Annotated in this window: 17 protein-coding genes; 8 read left to right on the plus strand and 9 right to left on the minus strand. The window is 42.1% G+C overall.

Features of this window, described 5'->3' with window-relative positions; genetic code table 11:
• Positions 1–49 precede the first annotated feature (49 nt).
• Complete coding sequence (locus NSTCB13_RS07750; protein ID WP_448271865.1) at positions 50–979, plus strand: iron-siderophore ABC transporter substrate-binding protein; 930 nt, start codon at positions 50–52, stop codon at positions 977–979.
• A 257-nt stretch (positions 980–1,236) separates the two neighbouring features.
• Here NSTCB13_RS07750 and NSTCB13_RS07755 read toward each other — a convergent pair whose 3' ends face one another.
• Complete coding sequence (locus tag NSTCB13_RS07755; RefSeq protein WP_448269202.1) at positions 1,237–1,425, minus strand: hypothetical protein; 189 nt, start codon at positions 1,423–1,425, stop codon at positions 1,237–1,239.
• A gap of 32 nt (positions 1,426–1,457) precedes the next feature.
• Positions 1,458–1,619 (minus strand): hypothetical protein, encoded by a 162-nt coding sequence (locus NSTCB13_RS07760; protein WP_448269203.1) that lies wholly within the window; start codon positions 1,617–1,619, stop codon positions 1,458–1,460.
• 12 nt (positions 1,620–1,631) lie between these two features.
• Here NSTCB13_RS07760 and NSTCB13_RS07765 point away from each other — a divergent pair, with 12 nt between their 5' ends.
• Positions 1,632–1,826, plus strand: a complete 195-nt coding sequence (locus tag NSTCB13_RS07765; protein ID WP_445629028.1) for a hypothetical protein — start codon at positions 1,632–1,634, stop codon at positions 1,824–1,826.
• Positions 1,827–1,886: 60 nt separating this feature from the next.
• Here NSTCB13_RS07765 and NSTCB13_RS07770 read toward each other — a convergent pair whose 3' ends face one another.
• The 3 genes from NSTCB13_RS07770 to NSTCB13_RS07780 form a co-directional block, all read right to left on the minus strand.
• Positions 1,887–3,533 (minus strand): ABC1 kinase family protein, encoded by a 1,647-nt coding sequence (locus tag NSTCB13_RS07770; protein WP_445629029.1) that lies wholly within the window; start codon positions 3,531–3,533, stop codon positions 1,887–1,889.
• Between the two features lie 30 nt (positions 3,534–3,563).
• Complete coding sequence (gene yidD, locus NSTCB13_RS07775; protein WP_448271867.1) at positions 3,564–3,860, minus strand: membrane protein insertion efficiency factor YidD; 297 nt, start codon at positions 3,858–3,860, stop codon at positions 3,564–3,566.
• Positions 3,861–3,938: 78 nt separating this feature from the next.
• A complete protein-coding gene (locus NSTCB13_RS07780; RefSeq protein WP_448271868.1) occupies positions 3,939–5,003 on the minus strand; it encodes a mannose-1-phosphate guanylyltransferase in 1,065 nt (354 codons plus the stop codon).
• Between the two features lie 115 nt (positions 5,004–5,118).
• On the opposite strand from NSTCB13_RS07780, the gene NSTCB13_RS07785 reads away from it, so the two are divergent.
• The 3 genes from NSTCB13_RS07785 to NSTCB13_RS07795 all read left to right on the plus strand — a co-directional run bounded on the left by NSTCB13_RS07785 (position 5,119) and on the right by NSTCB13_RS07795 (position 8,245).
• Positions 5,119–6,636: an LCP family protein gene (locus tag NSTCB13_RS07785; protein ID WP_448271869.1), complete on the plus strand. Its 1,518-nt coding sequence runs from the start codon at positions 5,119–5,121 to the stop codon at positions 6,634–6,636.
• A gap of 133 nt (positions 6,637–6,769) precedes the next feature.
• Positions 6,770–7,276, plus strand: coding sequence for a pentapeptide repeat-containing protein (locus NSTCB13_RS07790; protein ID WP_414514780.1), 507 nt, complete (start codon positions 6,770–6,772; stop codon positions 7,274–7,276).
• Positions 7,277–7,321: 45 nt separating this feature from the next.
• Positions 7,322–8,245, plus strand: coding sequence for a hypothetical protein (locus tag NSTCB13_RS07795; RefSeq protein ID WP_448271870.1), 924 nt, complete (start codon positions 7,322–7,324; stop codon positions 8,243–8,245).
• A 213-nt stretch (positions 8,246–8,458) separates the two neighbouring features.
• On the opposite strand, the gene NSTCB13_RS07800 is transcribed toward NSTCB13_RS07795, so the two are convergent.
• Complete coding sequence (locus NSTCB13_RS07800) at positions 8,459–10,228, minus strand: GAF domain-containing sensor histidine kinase (protein WP_448271871.1); 1,770 nt, start codon at positions 10,226–10,228, stop codon at positions 8,459–8,461.
• On the minus strand, positions 10,209–11,477 hold the full coding sequence (locus NSTCB13_RS07805) for a GAF domain-containing protein (RefSeq protein WP_448271872.1): 1,269 nt from the start codon (positions 11,475–11,477) through the stop codon (positions 10,209–10,211). Before NSTCB13_RS07805 ends, NSTCB13_RS07800 begins: the two co-directional genes overlap by 20 nt.
• Before the next feature lie 1,010 nt (positions 11,478–12,487).
• Between NSTCB13_RS07805 and murJ the strand changes: the two genes are divergently transcribed.
• The 3 genes from murJ (at position 12,488) to NSTCB13_RS07820 (ending at position 15,519) form a co-directional block, all read left to right on the plus strand.
• Positions 12,488–14,092 carry a murein biosynthesis integral membrane protein MurJ gene (gene murJ, locus NSTCB13_RS07810; RefSeq protein WP_448271874.1) on the plus strand — a complete coding sequence of 535 codons (1,605 nt, stop codon included), beginning with the start codon at positions 12,488–12,490 and terminating at the stop codon, positions 14,090–14,092.
• Between the two features lie 405 nt (positions 14,093–14,497).
• Positions 14,498–15,019, plus strand: a complete 522-nt coding sequence (locus tag NSTCB13_RS07815) for an outer membrane beta-barrel protein (protein WP_448271875.1) — start codon at positions 14,498–14,500, stop codon at positions 15,017–15,019.
• A gap of 209 nt (positions 15,020–15,228) precedes the next feature.
• Positions 15,229–15,519 carry a hypothetical protein gene (locus NSTCB13_RS07820; protein WP_448271876.1) on the plus strand — a complete coding sequence of 97 codons (291 nt, stop codon included), beginning with the start codon at positions 15,229–15,231 and terminating at the stop codon, positions 15,517–15,519.
• Between the two features lie 174 nt (positions 15,520–15,693).
• On the opposite strand, the gene NSTCB13_RS07825 is transcribed toward NSTCB13_RS07820, so the two are convergent.
• Both NSTCB13_RS07825 and NSTCB13_RS07830 read right to left on the minus strand, forming a co-directional pair.
• A complete protein-coding gene (locus tag NSTCB13_RS07825; RefSeq protein ID WP_448271877.1) occupies positions 15,694–18,552 on the minus strand; it encodes a DUF3769 domain-containing protein in 2,859 nt (952 codons plus the stop codon).
• A 196-nt stretch (positions 18,553–18,748) separates the two neighbouring features.
• Positions 18,749–18,865: a photosystem II reaction center protein I gene (locus tag NSTCB13_RS07830; RefSeq protein WP_041566417.1), complete on the minus strand. Its 117-nt coding sequence runs from the start codon at positions 18,863–18,865 to the stop codon at positions 18,749–18,751.
• Positions 18,866–19,029 lie beyond the last annotated feature (164 nt).

Genomic DNA, 19,029 nt, shown 5'->3' on the forward strand with positions numbered 1-19,029 from the left:
CTCAATGTTTTTACGTCGCTTCATCTATCTACTATTATTAGGAGTTTTGATGTTTGTACTTATTTCGGCTTGTAGCAAGAATCTGAATTATAGTGCTACAAGCTTGAAACAGCCAACGCAAAACTGCCGAAAGGTAGAACATTTGATGGGAAAGACTTGTATCCCTCTGCATCCGCAACGAGTTGTCACACTATGGTCAAGTTTTTTGGCTGATATTTTAGCATTGGGGATTAAACCAATTGCAACGGGATATGATTCTAGTGAGCCTTTTCCAAAATATCTTCGAGACAAAGTAGATGGAGTTGATTTGATTGGAAGCGAAAATGAACCAAACCTCGAAAAGATTTTGCTCCTGAAACCCGACCTAATTTTGGCTCATCCTTATATTCTGAATGTTTATTACAAGCAGATATCTAAGATTTCGCCTACGGTCATAATAGGGCATCCCGATTTACTCACTCGTCGTTGGGATCGAGATTTGCTAGACCTTGGCAAGGTCTTGAATAAAGAAGAAGCTGTCAATCAATTAATGAAAGAATATTGGCAGCGCATTGAAAAACTTAAACAAGCTTTGGGTAATCGCCGTCACCAAATGCAGGTTTCAGTTGCTTCGATAAAACCATTCTCTGGAATTTGGTCTTATGGCGAAAAAAGTCCTGTTGGCAAAGTCCTTAATGATATTGGGCTAAAACGCCCATCCTCACAAAGGGGGGATTTTTTCTATATAGAAAATATTTCTGAAGAGCGTCTGTCTGATATTGATGGTGATGTTCTCTTCTTTTTATCCTGGGGAAGCAAAAGTGCTAAGGAGACTTTAGAAAAGCTCCAACAAAAACCTTTGTGGCGACAACTTAAAGCGGTTCAACGAAATCAAGTTTATTTCGTTGACGGGTTGTCCTGGCATGAAGGCGATATCTTTGCAATCAATACAATAATTGATGATTTTTTTAGATACCTGATCGACCGTCCCAGGTTTTAGCACCTCACTAAATCGCATTGCTCCCCTTGTAGTCTTATTAAAGGATTAAAACTAAATTACCCATAACTACTAAACTGCTTCCTAATATCCATTTTCAAGTTTAATGGTTCTCCTAGAAAAATAGCCGAAAACAATAAATGTGATTTGAATGATAATTTCAGTAGACCGAAAAGTTTTGCGATCGTTAATTGTGACTTAAAGGAAAAGATTGCCGGAAATTAAAAGATAAGCTTGCCGAACCCTGATTCAGACTGGCTTTAAGCATTTTCAACTGAACGTCGAGCTTCCCAAAAAGCATCCACAACTTCCTTTTTCCATAAAACAGAGGGTTTAGCCATAAACTGACGAATATTTTTAAGTGTAGGATTAATACCCTGAGCATAAAGTTGTAGAACAATTTGTTGAACTTCCAAACAACCTGGTTGAATTACTTCCAAGCGACGCAATAAAGTTCCCGACCGTTGTATAGAAAAGTGGCTTAATACCGAAGCGATCGCGGGCAGTAAAAAACCTGCCTCGCTTCATCCCATAAAATAAATGCGAATTCACCCCGCAAATATTGCAAACATTCGATGCTAAATTTTTCATAAAGATGAAGTACAATTTCGCTGTCAGAATGGGTACTAAATCGATGACCCAAGTTTTTTAACTGATGCTTTCTAACTTACAACCAGCTGGTATCAGAGGTAATTGGCGATCGCTTTGGGGCATCTTTGGCATTAATAGCGATCGCTTCCTCAAAACTATTTTATCCCAGTTGCTGGTAGCCAACCCAGTCCAGAAGCTTTGCTTGTTGGTTGTCTATTTGGCGATCGCTGTTCCTTCGCTGAAAATCCAAACGGTATGAGTCATTAAATTTTGAATTTTAGATTTTCCTTCAATTCAAAGTCTAAAATTCAAAATGATTTTACCGTAAACGTCCCGATCGCAATGTACTAACAATTAACCACAAACCCAATAAACTAGCGACGGCAAACAGGGTGGTGCTTAAAAAAGATAGCTGTGTTGTCTGCGCTTTGGTAGAAATAATTGCTGCACCCATAATCAGTGAACCCACTAATATACTATAAGATAGTCGGTTCGCTGCATCGTCCATCGTGCGCCGCACACCATCTAATCCTCGCAGCGATAAATTCCACTGTAAGGTTTCTGATGTAACTCGGTCTAATAACAGTTCAATTTGGCGGGGTGATTGGAGAGAGAGACTTTTAATATCTAAGGCTGTTCGTAATAGCGATCGCACTGGATTATCGCCCAGTAATTGCCGACGAAACAAGTCTGTAATTAATGGTTTGACTTCATCAAAAAAGTTAAGCTCTGGGTTGAATGTCCGCGCTACACCCTCTAAATTCGCTAGGGTTTTGGCATACAAACCCATATTACTAGGCAACCTAATTTTATTGTTGCGGGCAACTTGTAAAACTTCATAAATTATCTGACTGAAGTTTATTTGTGTGAGGCTGACATTGTGATACTTTCGCAACATGCGATCGTAATCATTTTCTAACCGCGACAAAATCACTGGTTGAGCAGAATCTGATAGCTGTAAAGTTAACTGAGCGCACCTTTGAGCATCTAAATCAACGATCGCTAACAACATCTCTGTTAATATCTGCTGTGTTCGGGGATCGAGTCTTCCCACCATGCCACAATCTAAGAGGGCAACACGACCATCTTTGAGATAAAACAAGTTTCCTGGATGGGGATCGGCGTGAAAAAAGCCATCAATATATAATTGCTGGAAAAATACTCGAAATAACAAAGTAGTTATTTCTTTACGCTTTTCGGCAGGATCTTTAACATTGGGGTCACTATTCAAATCCGCCTCCAAGAACGGTATCCCATCCAGCCATTCCATTACCAGTAACTTTGGTGTGGTCAATTCCCAGTTAATTTCCGCAACCACTATTTGTGTGGGATCGTACCAGCGACTCTGAGATAAGTTGCGCCGCAGTTGGTCTGTAAAACCCGCTTCCCGCGTAAAATCCAATTCGGCTTCTAAGGCTTTGGTAAATTCTTCGGCGATGGATTTGATTTCGTAGGTTTGCCCAAAATCAGTCCGCGCCACTAAATCGGCAATACCTTGAATTAAAGCAATATCTTGACCAATAGTAATATCAATTCCTGGACGTTGCACTTTGAGAGCGACTTCTCGACCGTCTGCTAGTGTAGCTCGATGTGTTTGAGCAATCGATCCTGCGGCTACGGGGATCGGGTTAACTGTGCTGAAGGTTTCTGCTAATGGACGTTTTAATTCTTTGCGGAGAATTATTTCTATCTCTGACCAAGGAACTGGTGGTACTTCATCTTGTAGAGTTGACAATTCCTCAATATAGGAAGCGCTCAGTAAGTCAGGGCGGGTAGACATTAACTGACCAAGTTTGACGTAAACTGGGCCCAAGTCTACCAGAATATTTTTTAAAACCGCAGGTGTCGGCAGCTGCGGTTCATCAGCTTTGCCACCAGTAAGTAACCTTCGCATATAGTCCCAGCCATTGCGAAGGAAGACTTCCAGGATTTCTCGTTGACGGGGAACAGTTTGGGTGAGGAACATTTTTATAAAAAACTCAAAGAGGCAGAGAAGTTAAAGAGGTAGGCAGCAGGGAATGACAATACAACGGAAATCGGCTCTAGTTTTGGTGCTTGTTAAAGTGTTGCTAGCTGCCGCACATTCTTGCAATCTTTTTATGGATGATTGTACGGCTTGGTGGAGCTTCTGTTCGTTCAGCATCCGTTTGACGTAACTAGAGCAGGAATCTCCACCGTGTAATAAGCGATGGGAACAAGAAAATCCTTTGGACGGAGAAATGTATTTTTGATAGGCAGTAATAGAATCGATTGCTATTGTCTTGGCCAGAGGCTCAAAGCTAATAATGTCCATAACTGTCAGATAAAATAACGGACAGTCAAGTTATAATGGGAAAACAGACTTTTTCGCCTCTGCCAAGGGTTCTAACTTTTATAGCAGGTCGGTAAATCGGGAATCGCTTTGGATAATTTTAAGGATCTGCTTGATTTCCTGGGTACGTTCTTTTTTGACAACGAGGGTGACATTGCGATCGCGCACAATCACCACATCCTCTAAACCAATAGTAACAACTACATCTTCTGGATTTGAGGCGTAAATAATCGCCCCTTGCGTATCTAAACCTACGTGAGTAGCAAGTTCTACATTGGGAGTCTCTTCCGTTTTCAGTAAGCGTTCGATCGCATTCCAATCTCCTAAATCATCCCAACCAAAATCAACTGGCAAAACGTATGCTAGAGTTGTCTTTTCCATTAACGCATAGTCTATACTCTTCTTAGGCAACTGGGGATAGATATCAGGGCCATGTTGTTCTAAAGGTTCGATAATTTCTGGAGCATGGGTATGTAGTTCCTTGAGAACAACCCCTGCCCGAAAAACGAACATTCCACTATTCCAGCTAAAACGTCCCGTAGATAAAAAAGTTTCTGCCGTTTCCCGGTCGGGCTTTTCAGTAAAACGATTCACGTGATAAGCTGGCAACTCATTAAAGTTACCTATTTTTTCACCTTGTTCAATGTAGCCGTAACCAGTTGATGGAAAAGTAGGCTTGATCCCCAGTGTAACGATCGCTGCTGTGCTTGTTGCCAGTTGCGTAGCTGCATTTAATGTGTGTGCAAACGCCTCTTGGTCAGCAATCCAGTGGTCAGCAGGGAAAAAGCCAATCACAGCGTCTTCACCATAGCGCTGTTTGATTTCTAAACTTGTCCAAGCAACGGCTGCGGCAGTGTCTCTACCTTCCGACTCAATCAGTAAGTTTTCAACTGGTAGATCGGGTAGTTGTTGTCTTATGCCTTCAGCTATCTGACTAGAAGTGATGACCCACAGGGAATCCCACCTGCCACCGAGTTTAATCAATCGATCGGCGGTTGCTTGTAATAGACTTCTAGAGCTACCATCAAGACTTAAAAATTGCTTGGGTCGGTCTTTGCGGCTTAGGGGCCAAAAACGTTCACCTTTGCCACCAGCTAGGATTACGGGGAACAATAAAGTATTCATGTTGTCATACACGCCTACCGAAGAACATTACAAGTTTACAGTGAGCTTTTCCACTGGCAATATTTGTAGCTTGGATTAACATACTTTTAGGGAGTGGTTGAGTGGGGAGATAATTGTGATAAAACAAGTCGAATGGTCGGAAAATCCGGTTACGTCTGGGCAAGTAGTATTTGAAAGTGACGTGGGATCGTCGCAAATTCAACGGACAGAAAATCAAGTAACACCAGCACCAGTAGCCGACTCAGAGGAAGAGCAGGTCGAACTAAACCAGCCAGCGAATTCGAACCGTAGCGTCATCGAATCTGTGGGCGCGTTTCCGAATCAGCTTTCTGAGAGACTGGGCTTAACCATGCCTCGATGGCTGTTATGGTTTATGACGGTTGTCATTGGCATCATTTTATCTGGGCTGCTGGTGTCAACGTTAGCGCTGTGGACTCCTTTATGGAGCAATCTAGATCGAACAGATGACGATTTAGGAACTGCTGCTAAAGACGAAGTAAAAATCCCATTACCAGGGGAGTTATGGGGTCAACTCTCCCAGTACAAGCTTTCACGTCCGATGAATATTTTAATCATGGGGATTGAACCAGTCAGCGGTACCGTTGATGGCTCACCAGAAAGCTTTGCCGGGAAAAGCGACTCCATGCTGCTGGTACGACTTAACCCTAGTGAAAAATCTGTAAGAGTGCTTTCCATTCCCAGAGATACAATGATCGCCATCCCCGAAAAGGGAGAAAAGGGATTAACTAAGGTATCTGATGCCAATGCCAAAGGCGGCCCAGTCTTGGCTGCACGGGTAGTTAGCCGTACCTTAAACAACGCCCCAATCGATCGTTATATCCGTATTTCTACGAGCGGCTTGCGGCAGTTAGTCGATCAGTTAGGCGGTGTAGAAGTCTTTGTTCCTCAATCAATGGAATATAAAGACTCCAGCAGTCGGCTATCGATTAATTTAGTCAGTGGCTGGCAAACCCTGAATGGCGAACAAGCAGAACAGTTTGCCCGATTCCGCGAACCAGGTTTAGGAGATTTGCCGAGAGTCCAGCGTCAGCAAGCACTTGTAGCAGCCTTGTTGCAACGCTTAAATAGTCCCACCATCTTACCCAGGTTGCCTCAATTAACTCGCCTAATGCGAAAATATTTTGATACCAACCTGAAGATGGAAGAAATGATGGCGTTGGTCAATTTCGGACTTAACCTAGATCGAGATAATTTCCAAATGACTGTGTTGCCTGGTACCTTTAGCCGTTTTAGCAAAGACCCCGATAGCTATTGGCTGAATATGACTGGACAACAGAGCCTGTTGAATGATTATGTTGGGGTAAATATACCTGGTCTAAAGCCAGATATGCGTCAGGTTCCTAACCTCAAAATTGCTATTCAAAATGCTTCAAATCAACCTCAGCTAACTGAAAAAGTTATTGCTTATCTTAAACAGAAAGGCTTTAATAATATTTACAAAGTGCCTGATTGGCCGGATACCCAACGTCAAACTCAGATTATTGTCCAAAAAGGCAACCGACGAGTTGGGGTTGATTTGCAAAAAGTCTTAGGCTTGGGTCAAATCGAGGTAGCGGCGATTGGTGATTTAGAATCCGATCTGACAATCCGCATTGGTAAAGATTGGAAATAGCTAAGAGTCATTAGTCATTAGTCATTGGTCATTGGTCAAATGACAAAGCGCAAAATCTGAGCGGGGGTTTCCTCCGCTCAGAACTTTGTAAGATAGAACTAATGACAAAGGACTACTGAGAAATAATAAAGTTATGAAAAAGATTTTACTGCGCTTTTTGGGTTTGATTGTAATTTTGCTACTAGCCTTTGGGTGGATAATACTTAATCCCAAACCAGCTTTTGCTCAGATAAACACAATCAATTACAACAATATAAATTTAGAAAATCGTGACTTTTCTCATGCTGATTTGGCAGGTGTAACTTTTGTTGCAGCAGAAATGCGGGGGACAAATTTTCAAGGAGCAAATTTAACCAACGCAATTCTGACTAAAGGAGTTTTATTAAAGGCAAATTTGGAAGATGCGAACTTGAGCGGCGCTTTAGTCGATCGCGCCACTATGGATGGTGCTAACCTGAAAAATGCCATCTTTACTGAAGCAACTTTGACCCGCAGCCGCTTTTATGATGCTGATGTCACTGGTGCTGATTTTACCGATGCTTTAATTGACCGCTATCAAGTGTCGCTGCTGTGTGAAAGAGCCGATGGCGTAAATCCAGCTACGGGTGTGTCAACGCGAGATAGTTTGGGTTGTAGGTAAAGAATCTCCGCGTTGAGCATAAAATAGAGAGATTTTATCGGAAATATGGAAAATAAAGCTTCTTTATTAGATTATGTATTATTAATTACTAATTTGATTTTATTTTGGTATTTACTCAGAGGGAAAAATCTAAAAATCCATGAGCAAACACAAAATAAACTTAATTTTACTATTCAACCGAAGTTGCTTCGATTTATTGGGTTATTTATTGGACAAGTAGGGATAATTTTATTATTTGCTATTTTCGCGATCGTACCAGTTACACAACTTAGTTGTTACCGTGTTTCGCAAAATTTACAAGCTTCCACTATTGAGCAAAAGCCATCAAGAATTATATGTAAACTGCGAGAATTTGATTTTTTTGGTAATCAAAAAAACCAAAAACAAATATCTGGATTAATTGGAACTCGTTTAGAAAAACAAACTAAAACTGATAAAGAGGGAAAAATTTTATATACATATCGAGTTCAATTATTAACTAACACAGAAACTATTCCACTTACACGAATTGCTTACAGCGATTATTTTTCCGAAGAAGCAGAGTTGATAATATTAAAAATTAAAAACTTTTTAGCACAACCTTTAGAAAAAAGTTTAGTAGTTAAGCAAGATGATACTTTAAAAGGCTATACTGCAATTGGCGTAACCCTATTTTGGTTTTTATTAGGTTTATTCATAATAGCGACAGGTTCATTTATAAACTGTAACTTTGATAAAGAATCAAATAGTTTAACTCTCAGCCGCTATAGATGGTTTGGGACATTGGGAAAAGCAGTTTTTCTCTACTCGTTGAATGAAATTGTCGAGATTAAAGTTGAAAGCTCTTCTAGCGAAGATGGCTTTGTTTATCGAGTTAGCTTAACGTTAATATCTGGTGAAAGCGTATCTTTAAGTGGGTGCTATAGTTCTGGGTTTGAAGAGAAACAAGAAATAGTTAAGACGATCAAAAGTTTTCTCGCTTCAAATTAGTAGATTTTTATACTAATTCTGCCACTTTCTCAACATCAACTCTGCGATCGCATCCCAAAAAATGATCCTAAACTCTAAATAAAATAAATTATTATATTGATTCAGGTGGTGTTGCATTAGTCTGTTATGATGCCTTTAGGGAACGGAGGAAACCTTTACTTATCCTGGTTCCCCTATTTAAAATTGACTGAGATTGTCAAAAATCAGTAGTCTCTAATTATCAATGGGAATTTCAATTAAAAACTCTGTTCCTTCTCCTGGTTTAGACGAACATTTCATCTGACCATGATGTTTCTCAGCTACTATTTGATAGCTAATAGACAATCCTAACCCCGTACCCTTACCTGGTGCTTTGGTAGTGAAGAAGGGATCGAATATATGCGATCGCACCTCTTCTGGAATCCCAAGACCATTATCAGCTATTCTGATTACAACCTGATTATTAATGACTTGCGTATTAATCCAGATAGTCAAGGGTATTCTCGGACACGTTTGTAATAAGCTCAAATACCTTTGCTGTATAGTGTTAAACTTTTCCTCTAATGCATCAATACTGTTACTCAAAAGATTCATAAACACTTGGTTTAATTGTGCGGGATAGCATTCAAGCAAAGGTAAACTATTATATTGTTTAATAATCTCAATTGCTGGGCGATCGTTATTATTTTTGAGGCGATGCCCTAAAATTAACAAAGTACTATCCAACCCTTCATGAATATCTACTGGCTTCAATTCAGCCTCATCTGTACGAGAGAAGTTTCGCAGTGATAGCACAATATCACAAATCCGCTCTGTTCCTACTTTCATAGACTCAAGGGTTTTCGGTAAATCTTCGATGATAAAGTCTAAATCACTCTTGTTGATTTGCTCTTGGATAGTTGGCAATATTGAAGAGTGTTGACGGTAAAGATTCACTACCTTGAGCAGTTCTTGAGTATATTCATTTAAATGAATAAGATTGCCAAAAATAAAACTGATAGGATTGTTGATTTCATGGGCAACTCCAGCAAGTAGTTGTCCTAATCCTGCCATTTTTTCACCCTGAATTAACCTAGTCTGAGTTTGTTTTAATTCTTGCAGAGTCTGAGTAAGTTCTAAAGTTTGACGTTTAGTTTGTTCGAGTAATTCTGCTTGCTGAATCGCAATTCCTAATTGCACCCCAACTTGAGCCAGTAAATTAATTTCCTCTTCTTTCCAATAACGTGGTTGCGAATTTTGATAAGCAACTAATAATCCCCATAATTTTTCACCTTCCCGAATCGGTACAAAGGTTTCGTTACGCGGAAGTTCGTTATCGTCGTCTGTATCCTCAAAAGTTTCTATAATCGTTGGTTGGGTTTGTGCAAGTGGTTTCCAACCATCTTTAAAGGAATCTGCTACAAATTTACCGCTCCAATCCGGGTTGAAACGGTAGATTGCAATTCGCTCGACTTCGAGTAACTCTCGCACAGCGTGAGTAGTAGTTCTAAAAATAGTTTTAATATCGAGTGACTGGCGGATTTTATCAATAGTTGCAGCCAGTAGTTCTTGGCGTTCCATTGATTTTTCGCGTTCAGTGGCTTCTGCTAACTGGATAACTTGCATTTGAACTTGTTTTAAATAAGAATCCTGTTTTAATGCAACTCCTAATTGCTCGGCTATTTGACTGGTAAATTCAATTTCAGAGGGTTGCCAGTAGCGAGGAGCAGTGCATTGGTGAATACACAGCAATCCCCAAAGTTCACCTTTTTTTAATAGAGGTGCGACCAGATTTGCCCGTACTTGAAATTTTTCTAAGATTTGGACGTAGCAACCGGGGAACTTTCCTTGATAAATATCAGCGATCGCATTTACTCGACCTTGAGCATAAAGAGGTGCAAAGTTTTCTCCGAAACAATAGTCATAAACTTTTTCTGCCATTACCGAGTTACACTCAGGCACAAAATCTTCAGAAATAAATTCTCCTTCCCAATCTTTTTGCGGGTCAAAACGAAAAACTGCCACTCGGGTCTGCTTGCAGCATTTGCCGAACCTCAGTGACAGTAGTTTGGAAGATTGTATCTAAATCTAGAGACTCCCTAATCCGAGTAATCACGCTAGTTAATGTTTTTTGTTGCTCTGCTTGGTACTGAGCGTATGCCAGCAACTTATGGTGTCGCACTGCTACACCGATTTGTGTGCCGATTTTGGTCAGTGATTCGACTTCATGAGATTGCCACTCTCTCGGTGAGGCATTTTGATAGGCAGCGATGACTCCCCAAAGTTGATCTCCTTGGAGAATCGGGGCAGTAGCAAAGGCTTTTGCTTGGAATTGCTCCAACAGAGCCACATGGCAGTTTGTTAATCCAGCTTGGTAAATATCATTAACTATAAAAGTCTGGTTGCGAACGTAACGCCCGCCTTGCGTCTGTTGTAAATAACTATCAGCGATCGTAGGCAGAAGACCAACTAAAGGAGTCCAACCTTCAGCAAATGATTCAGCAACAAAGTTACCACTCCAATCGGGATTGAAGCTAAAGATGGCAACTCGGTCAGCTTGCAACAGCTTACGTATTTCTTGAGTTGTGGTTTTAAAGATAGTTTCAATATCAAGGGGTGAGCGAATTTCATCGACAATTTTAGCTATTACTTGGTCGCGCTGAACTGCTTGAGCCAATTTTGCAGCTTGCAATTTGACTTCATGAAGATGCTTTGCTTGTTGAATCGCAACAATAAGATGGTCAGCAATTTGACGAATAAACTCAATTTCCGATTCTTTCCATTCACGAGTCTCACTGCACTGATGAATGCAAAGCAATCCCCACAGTTCCTGCTTCCGTGATAGAGGGACAACGAGGTTGGCCTGCACCTGAAATTTGCTCAAAATTTCCAGATGACAATCACTTAGTCCCGCATTGTAAATATCTGCTACTGCTTGCACTCTACCTTGTTGATAACTAGAAGCAAATTGTTCTCCAAAGCAGCGGTCATAAACTTTTATTGCCATTGCTGAGTTCCAGCCAGCTGCAACATCTTCAGAAATAAATTCTCCCTGCCAGTTTTGTTCGCGGTCGAACTGGAAGACTGCTACTCGGTCGGCATTAAGCAACTGACGCACTTGTGTAACGGTCGTCTGAAAAATTTTTTCTAAGTCAAGAGATTCCCGAATTCGGACAATGACACTCGCCAGAGCTTTTTGTTGCTCTAGTTGCTCTTGAAGTTGAATGCTTGATAAAAGAAGTTGATTTTCTGTGAAATTTGAATTGGGTTCCATTGCTCTGGATTATCTCGTTTTTTATACAAAGGTTCCTCACACCAAACTTCATGGGGTTAACAAGTGTCAAAAATATGACAAACTGCAAGGTTTTACAGTCTTCAACTGGCCACGTCCAGGATTCACCAATTTCAGATGGATAGCAACTTGTTGGGGTAGGGACGAATGGGCGCTTTGGGACTGAGTATTGGGTACTAGGAAATAAAATATGAGTAAGATTTATTTGGGATTCAAATCTCGCCCGATATCCAGTCCCTAGTCTCCAATCCCCAATCCCTAGTTCAACTATTTCCCAGAAGATGGTTATTGTTATAGTTCCCCTTTCTCGATCTATCCTTGTAATGGATTAAAAAATAATTTTGGCTTGTACCCAATAGAGGAGATAACTAAGTACGCAATTGTGTAAACTCGTCATCAATTGAGAGTTTAATTTAAAACACAAAGGAGCGCAAAGTTTATTTGGGTATATTCACTACAAACTTAAAGCTTGGCTGTCACTAAGTTATTGTTGTCGGGGCAAATCAGAAAATCGGTCTGACCCCTTTGAAATTGCGATCTAACTAACTTGTAATTCGCTGTATTATCGCAATTCAGGAATTTAATTTTGAGCGTCGGCAAGCATTTACCGTAGACATCGCTTTGTCTTTGCCGTTGGCGTAGCCCGCATTTGGAAGGGGCAGAGGGGCATTGGGCGTTAGGAGTGCTGAGTGCTGAGTAATGAGTAATGAGTAATGAGTAATGAGTTAGGAGTGCTGAGTAATCAATAATGAGTAATGAGTTAGAGTTATTCTCCCCCTGCCCCCTGCCCCCTGCCCCCTGCCCCCTGCTCCCTGCTCCCCTGCTCCCCATCTCCCCTGCTCCCCTGCACAAGCACAGGCTTTGAGTATCGGTGAGAAATCCGGGGTAGGCATTTAAAATTACTAATTTGTCAAAATTTACCTGACAGACTGCAAAATTTCAGGTTAAATGTTTTAAAGTATGCACTCTGCAAGAGTTGTCGGGTATTATTCGTGACACAACAAGATCAAAAACACTCTCGTTCTTTCGCTGGAATTGCTGGCATTGTTGCCGCAGCCACATTAATTAGTAAAGTCTTCGGTTTAGTGCGGCAGCAAGCGATCGCTGCCGCATTTGGTGTTGGTGCTGCTGCTACCGCCTATAGTTATGCCTATATTATTCCTGGCTTTCTATTAATCTTACTTGGTGGCGTAAATGGGCCATTACACAGTGCGATCGTCAGCGTTTTAGCCAAGCGTCGGCGAGAAGAAGCGGCTCCCCTAGTGGAAACCGTAACAACGCTGGTAGCTGGATTGCTGTTGCTGTTGACAGTGGCTCAAGTTTTATTTGCGGATGCGATCGTTGATTTAGTCGGTCATGGTTTGCAAGAAACAACCAGAGCGATCGCTATTCAACAACTCCGCATTATGGCACCAATGGCTTTATTTGCCGGTTTAATTGGCATTGGCTTTGGTACTCTCAATACAGCCAATCAATATTGGTTACTCTCCATTAGCCCTTTATTATCAAGTATTACCGTTGTTGGCGGTATTGCAATCTTGGCGATGCAACTGGGCAAGGACATTATTAAACCGGAGTACGCTTTAATCGGGGGAATGGTCTTAGCTTGGGGAACCTTGGCAGGAGCGATTCTCCAGTGGGTAGTGCAGCTAATTGTCCAGTGGCGATTAGGATTAGGCACATTACGCCTACGGTTTGATTTTAAATCTCCAGGCGTTCAAGAAGTTATCAAAATTATGACTCCGGCAACAGTTTCTTCTGGAATGATGCCAATTAATGTTGCCACTGACCTTTATTTTGCTAGTCCTATCCCTGGCGCGGCGGCGGGATTTAACTATGCCAATCTATTAGTCCAAACTCCCTTGGGGATTATTTCTAATATCATTTTACTGCCTTTATTACCGATATTTGCTAAACTATCTAGCCCCGAAAATTGGCAGGATTTAAAATTACGGATTCGCCAAGGACTCCTACTCACTGCTTTTACCATGCTACCGTTAGGGGCGTTGATGGTGGCGCTATCTGTACCCATTGTACAGGTGGTATATGAACGCGGTGCTTTCAAGCCAGAAGCCACACAGCTAGTTTCGTCCTTGCTAGTGGCTTACGGAATTGGGATGTTTGTCTATTTGGGGCGTGATGTTTTGGTGCGGGTATTCTATGCTTTAGGCGATGGACAGACACCTTTTCGCATCAGTATTTTTAACATCTTGCTCAACATTATATTAGATTGGTTTTTCGTTAAACCTTTTGGCGCTCCCGGTTTGGTATTAGCAACGGTGGGTGTAAATTGTAGCTCAATGTTAATGCTGTTATGGTTGCTCGATCGCAAACTCAATGGTTTACCTTGGCGCGAGTGGAGTTTGCCGATTCTGGGTTTGGCTGGTGGTAGCGTAGTTGCTGGGGTAGCAAGCTATGGGACTTTGCTTGGTTCTCAGCACTTGTTAGGTAAAACGGGTTTACTGATTATAGTGTTGCAATTGTGTATATCTGGTTTCGTGGGAATTGCGGTGTTTGCGGCGATCGCTTCCTGGCTGAAAATACCAGAGGTAAATATTTTTATCTCTCGTCTACGTCAGCGCTTTTTAAAGAAATAACCGTTATCTAAATAGAATTCAGGAGTCAGGAATCAGAATTCAGCATCAACTTAGAGTCAGATAAAGCGGATAGCGCTGCGTAAAGACAAGAGGGTGGTGGATCTGAATCTTCCATTTTCTTGTTCTGACTTCTGAATTCTTCAATCAAATATTTCAGTTGTTACACCATTTCACGAAATAATTGATACAAATGATTTGTCTCTAATTCTTTCCCCCTGCCCCCTGCTCCCTGCTCCCCTGCTGCCTATTTGTATCAAATTTAAAGTGAAACGATATTACACCCAGATGGGTGAGAAATAATTCAGCCACTTGGGTGAACCAGGTGCGTGAGGTTACATTTTGTAAAAAAAGAGATTCTAGTACTAGAGAACATTGATTTTACCTAACTCTAGTGAGAATAACTTTATGAAACTGACAAAATTAGCTGCCTCTTTCCTTACTGTTGCTTCCATTGTCCTCTCAGCCGGCATTGCATCTGCTCAAACAGCAGGTACTAACGGTACTAACGGTAATTACATCGGTGCTGGTGTTGCTGTTGGTGCAACTAGTGGCGGACAAGGAAACGATGAAGCACAAATTGGTGGTAATATTCAAGGACGATACGCCGTACCCAATGCGCCTGTTTCACTGCGGGGTTCTGTGTTGTATGGTGGTGATGCTGCTGCAATTATGCCCATAGTCACTTATGATGCGCCCATCGCCAAAAATACTAACGTTTACTTCGGTGGTGGTTATTCCTTTGTAACTGACGAAGGTCAAAAAACTCCATTGGGCAATCGGAATTCACCTGTAGTTACCCTTGGTGTTGAATCAGAAGTTAGCAAAAATGTCATTGCCTACGGCGATACTAAATGGGGTATTGACGCCTACAGAAATAGTGATGCTGATGCTGTCAGCTTCCAAGCCGGATTAGGCTATCGCTTTTAGTAATTACAAGCTAGAAAACAGCCTATTCACAAGCTAAAGCAATGCTGTTTACCAGCCGTAATCGGAATTCATTCTTTCATACCTGAGTATTCTATTCAGGTATGAATAGTTTTTATTGATGATTTTGATAAAAAATGATATTGGCTAGTATTGATAGTTTCTTTTAAAGTGAAATGAGTAATTGAGAATACACGTATAAGATATTACTCATGAAAAAGATTAATCCCACTCCAGAAATAGTTGGTGAAACAACTGACGTAGAATCTTGGCTGATGCGAGCCGGGCTAAGATTTTCCGACTTAGGTAACGATGCTGCAAGTATTGCAATCCGCAAGCAATGGCGAGAATACCAAGCCGCAGTTCACAAATGCTGTGTAACCCTACATCAACCACCATCACACGTTCAACTAAGCGGCGACTATGCCAGCTTGAGAATACCTGGTGGCAATACGGTTCGGATAAGCATTGTAAACTCAGAATTGCATTTGGGAAAAGGTTAAAGGGTAAGGGTTAAAGGTTTTTTCTTTTCCTTTCCCCTTTCCCCTTTCCCCTTTCCCCTTATCCCCTTATCCCCAGAGGGGGCCCCACCTTCCCCTTTAACCGAACCGTATTGTACCTGGTGGCACATCAACCAATTGTGCGATCGCCTGTCGAATCGTCCCTAGTCCCTTAAACTAATAATCCTGTTGCACGCCGTTTACTACTGGCTTAACTTGCGAAAATGGATCGGTGCCGCCACCCCAGTTAAAATCACTAATTCGGATGCTGAAGCCGCCTAACTCCAGCACCGGATTGTAACGTAAGGTAATGCCATAGGTGCGACGGCTATATTCCAAAATGTAATCGGTGCTAGTTTCTTTACCAGTATCCAAGTTAACAGATGTTTGGAAGCCTAAGCGAAAAGGGCCGTAGATTTGCTGTGATATTCCAGCAGTCAATACTTGGTTATCAACGGAGCGGTCGAACAAAAAGGGTGATAATCCGCTATTTAAGCCTTGAGAGTAACTGACATTAAAGGCGGTATAGTCGAAAAAAGGTCGGGAAAAATGACCAATTTGCCCTTGTAAGCCAATTGTACCAATTAGTGTGCTTTGGTTATCACCATTGGTGTAATAACTGGTAGTACCTGTAAGGCTAGCGATCGCTAGCAAGTAAGGAACTACAGGGGTAGCGGTGTATCGTAACCCCTCACTGGCAGTGGGTGGTAATGGTTTTCCCTGCCACAGCAACAGCCCTTTACTAAGGGTAGCACTGGCTTGTAAACGACCCAGTGAAATGCGATCGTTTTCCCGCACTGGTTCTAGCAAGTCTGGGCGATCGGTGTTGGCATCAATATACTGGGCACTTGCCTGATAGTTGAGGTTGATGCCACTTTTTCCTAAAGGAATTACCGGAGAGCTAATAATGCCGCCAAAACTGCTCTGGACAGTTTGAAAACCTAAAGTACCGTTGTAGAGACGATCGCGGTAGTTATATTGCACATTCAATGTATGGGGAAGAGAAGTGCCTAATGTCTGGCGCAATCCTAAATTGATTCGCAAATTGTCTTCCACGTCATTCAAGTTAAAACTAGTTAACTCCCCAGTTCCCTGAATTATCGTCCGTGGACTCAAAACAGAATTTATCTTGGTCTTCACACCAAACAGTGAGCCTAAGTCACCCACGCCTTCTTGCACACCTCTCTGTAATAATAACTGGGGCGTTATTGTCCAGCGTGTTTGCTCTGTATCAATTAGTGGAAAGCCACGCTCAATATACAAACCACCCCGATCTTTTCCATCGTAGCCGGGGGAGACTATTGCAGGTGAAACGTCCCGCTCTCGGCGGTCAATAGTCCGCTCATTAATCGGAATTGGTAAGGAGACGCTTTGATCCAATACCAAACGCTGATTCTGTGTCCTGATCCGGTCTACCAAGGGTGATTCTCGCGTCAGAGTTACTGTATTTGCACGCAACTCTAGTTCTGGGGGCGAAAAAGGATCGTTGGTGATGCGGACATTGCTTGCTTGCCAGCCTTGCGGATAAAAATCAATTTGTTCAGCTTCAAACCTGAGCCGATTGACTACACCCCCTGTTTTCGATCGCGGGATGTTGCTAGCATTTGACTGACCACCAAATGTCACATTAATTCCTCCAGGGCTACTCACACCGGAAAGGGGCTGATTAGCTCGAATGCGATCGCTAGGCGGAAGTCTTGAAACTCCACCAGCACTTACAGCCGTGGGTGAAAAAGCAAAATCTGTTTGGGCTGAGGGTACGTAAATTTCTCCTCTACCATTTTCCAGTTCCCCACGATCTTGAACGAAGTTATAGGTAAAGCGTTGTCCGCGCAGTATCTGATCGCCCCGTGTTAAGATGACGTTGCCTTCACCGGCAGCTATCAAGTTGTCCAAATTAACTTGCAGGCGATCAGCATCCACCACTGCCCCATCAAATCGCACAATTACATTACCTACAGCTGTAATAATTCGCTGTTTCTCGTCATACTCTTGCCGATCTGAAGTGACTTCTACAGTTCTTGGCCCGGCTGGCGGTGTAGTAGCTGGCGCAGTTGTACCAGATGGTTGAGCTTGTGGCTGAGTGGTATTTACTTGTGGTGTAGGCGTTGGTACTTGGCTTTGTTGCTGGACTTGAGACTTAAATTCTACAGTGATGGGCGCTGAGAGTTGGTTTGTGGGCTTACGAGATTTAAATGTTATAAAATTTTGTACTGATTGAGACTTCGGTGCTAGATCGGCAGCAGATAAAGAGATATTGTCTTTTTTTAGAGACTGTTGTGTAGTAATATCGCCTTGCTGTTTTTGTTGGGTTAACTTCTCAGCTAAAATTTCTGCTTTGGATTTGTCTAACTTGTTACTGTTGGTGACAGTTGGGGCGATTTGAAGAGAGCGTGGAGATTGAGCGACAAGGGGACTTGGAGAAACTTTATAGCTAAAGCTAGAAGAGTCCAAAAAGGTTGGTTTTTGTCCGCCACTAGAGTTTGGATTTAGCGAACGCTGACTGAGTTTTTGAGAAGGCTCATCTTTTGCATTTTGGTCTGAAGCCTCCGCTTCGACTTTTCTTTGCATCTCCCGTTTGCGCAGTGCCGACATCAGAAGTTCCGAGTGGCGGGGTTCGACGCTCGGACTTGTCTTTGTGTCTTTTTTAACTTGGCGATTAGAGGTTGTAACCTCTTGCGTGGGATAACCAACAACCAGTGGCTGCCCCAAAAGCCCAGCAGTTGCAGAACCGGGGAGTGGGGAACCTTCTGGTGGAAAGGTTTCTGGTGAATGAGGTACAGAAGCAGTTTCAGCAACTACCAAGCGATCTTGAGTTGAGTCGATCGGAGTTGACAATAAAAGATCGCTTTTAGTGTTACCCGAAATTGCCAACTGAGCCAAATTCTTGGGCTGCTTGGATTTGTCTGTGTTTTCGTGTGTTCCAGTATCTACACCTGAAAGAAACTTTTTATGACTAGCAGATGAGGCGGGATTTACAGGTTGTAAAGATTCAAAGATAGGAGGCGGATTAGGTGGCAGAACTGGATGAAGCATAACTGAGCAAAATCGGGCTAACAAACAGCCAAATGACAAAGGGAAGGATAAACATACATTTTGCCTTCCGACTGTCGCCTTCTGCTACCTACAGCAAGCTACTTGGAGAAAGAAACTTACTAAATTTTCGCTTAGTAAGTTTCCGTGGCGTTTAGTATTTTCCGCCTTCCAAAGTCGCGGATGATTTATCGCCCTTTTACTCTAAGTCCCGGCGGCCGGGGTTACGAGCTGGATCGTTCGATAAAAATCCGAAGATGAAGATAGTTACAAAGAAGGCAACAACTATATAAACAGCGATTTTTAAAGTCAGCATAGAAATATCTCCAACGGGTAAAACAAAGAAAGCTGTTCTTTCAGTATCTGCAATGCAGAAAAGATAGCTACTTTATATTACCCAAATCTCGTCCCTTTTTTAGAGGACTCTGGGGACTCAAGACTAGGAATGTCTATCCTACGGTTATTGATAATGTACAAGAT

It is taken from the genome of Nostoc sp. DSM 114160, assembly GCF_053470305.1.

What these genes read in the sequence shown, in the direction of transcription:
- NSTCB13_RS07750 (WP_448271865.1), top strand. Translation starts at nt 50, where the DNA reads ATGTTTGTACTTATTTCGGCTTGTAGCAAGAATCTGAATTATAGTGCT.
- NSTCB13_RS07765 (WP_445629028.1), top strand. Translation starts at nt 1,632, where the DNA reads ATGCTTTCTAACTTACAACCAGCTGGTATCAGAGGTAATTGGCGATCG.
- NSTCB13_RS07770 (WP_445629029.1), bottom strand. Translation starts at nt 3,533, where the DNA reads ATGTTCCTCACCCAAACTGTTCCCCGTCAACGAGAAATCCTGGAAGTC.
- yidD (WP_448271867.1), bottom strand. Translation starts at nt 3,860, where the DNA reads ATGGACATTATTAGCTTTGAGCCTCTGGCCAAGACAATAGCAATCGAT.
- NSTCB13_RS07780 (WP_448271868.1), bottom strand. Translation starts at nt 5,003, where the DNA reads ATGAATACTTTATTGTTCCCCGTAATCCTAGCTGGTGGCAAAGGTGAA.
- NSTCB13_RS07790 (WP_414514780.1), top strand. Translation starts at nt 6,770, where the DNA reads ATGAAAAAGATTTTACTGCGCTTTTTGGGTTTGATTGTAATTTTGCTA.
- NSTCB13_RS07795 (WP_448271870.1), top strand. Translation starts at nt 7,322, where the DNA reads ATGGAAAATAAAGCTTCTTTATTAGATTATGTATTATTAATTACTAAT.
- NSTCB13_RS07805 (WP_448271872.1), bottom strand. Translation starts at nt 11,477, where the DNA reads ATGGAACCCAATTCAAATTTCACAGAAAATCAACTTCTTTTATCAAGC.
- NSTCB13_RS07815 (WP_448271875.1), top strand. Translation starts at nt 14,498, where the DNA reads ATGAAACTGACAAAATTAGCTGCCTCTTTCCTTACTGTTGCTTCCATT.
- NSTCB13_RS07820 (WP_448271876.1), top strand. Translation starts at nt 15,229, where the DNA reads ATGAAAAAGATTAATCCCACTCCAGAAATAGTTGGTGAAACAACTGAC.
- NSTCB13_RS07825 (WP_448271877.1), bottom strand. Translation starts at nt 18,552, where the DNA reads ATGCTTCATCCAGTTCTGCCACCTAATCCGCCTCCTATCTTTGAATCT.
- NSTCB13_RS07830 (WP_041566417.1), bottom strand. Translation starts at nt 18,865, where the DNA reads ATGCTGACTTTAAAAATCGCTGTTTATATAGTTGTTGCCTTCTTTGTA.